Origin of the sequence: Phenylobacterium sp. (genome assembly GCF_030693805.1) — a bacterium.
Lineage (GTDB): Bacteria > Pseudomonadota > Alphaproteobacteria > Caulobacterales > Caulobacteraceae > Phenylobacterium.
The window spans coordinates 1-1,154 of the sequence record NZ_JAUXZW010000186.1 but is presented as its reverse complement, the minus strand read 5'-3'; the positions used below and the strand labels follow the sequence as shown (position 1 = coordinate 1,154).

1 protein-coding gene is annotated in these 1,154 nt (G+C 57.3%); it reads left to right on the top strand.

All coding sequences use genetic code 11. The features are described from left to right. Positions 1 to 25: 25 nt before the first annotated feature. Positions 26 to 1,154, top strand: a 1,129-nt coding sequence (locus Q8M88_RS07705) for an HAD-IC family P-type ATPase (protein WP_305596040.1), incomplete at its 3' end; no start/stop codon positions are given.

The following is a 1,154-nucleotide window of genomic DNA, read 5'->3' as shown; positions in this document are numbered from 1 at the left end:
TGACGGCGACCCTACCGAGGGCGCCTTGCTGACCGCCGCCATGAAAGGCGGCCTGGACCTGCGACGGGAGCAGCAGGAGCTTTCGAGAACAGACGCGATACCGTTTGAATCGCAGCATTGCTTCATGGCGACGCTTCATCACGACCATCTCGGACAGGGATTTATTTTTGTGAAGGGCGCGCCGGAACGCTTACTTGATATGTGCGTCTCTGAGCGCAACCGAGATCAAGGGCAGCGAACGCTCGACCGCGACTCTTGGCTCGCACAGATAGATGCGATCGCAGCGAAAGGCCAGCGCGTGCTTGGCGTCGCCGTGAAACACACCGTCGCTGGCCATTGCGAGCTTACATTTGGCGACGTTGAGACTGGGCTCACCTTTCTTGGCCTGATTGGTTTGATTGACCCGCCGCGAGAAGAAACCCGTGACGCTGTGCGTCAATGCGTTGCGGCGGGAATCGGCATCAAGATGATAACGGGCGATCACGCGGCGACGGCGGCGGCTATCGGCCGGGAGTTGAGACTCAAGAATCCGGACGCTGTGCTAACTGGCCGAGACTTAGACTTGCTGTCGGATCAAGAATTGAGCAATGCGGCATTGAGCACCACAATCTTTGCCCGCACAAGTCCAGAACATAAGCTCCGTCTCGTCAAGACCCTCCAAGATCAAGGGCAGATTGTTGCGATGACCGGCGACGGCGTCAATGACGCGCCAGCGCTCAAACGCGCTGATATCGGTATCGCCATGGGCGTGAAAGGAACTGAGGCCGCGAAAGAAGCCGCTGAAATGGTGCTGGCTGATGATAACTTCGCCTCGATTGTGCATGCCGTTTATGAGGGCCGCGTCGTCTACGACAACTTAAGAAAATGTATCATGTATATGCTGGCCATTAGCAGTGGCCAGGCGTTGACGATCGTGGCCGCGATTGCCTTCGGGGAAGCGCTGCCTATCACTCCAATCCAGATCCTTTGGGTCAATCTAGTCGACGGCGTAACGCTCGGCCTGGCGCTGGCTTTTGAGGCCGCCGAGCAGAACGTCATGGATCGTTCGCCGCGCGCGCCCAAAGAGCCGATCGTGTCTCGCTATTTGTTGTGGCGAACCGCATTTGTATCGTTCCTGGTGCTTATTGCCACCTTCGGCCTCTATGAATTGGAAA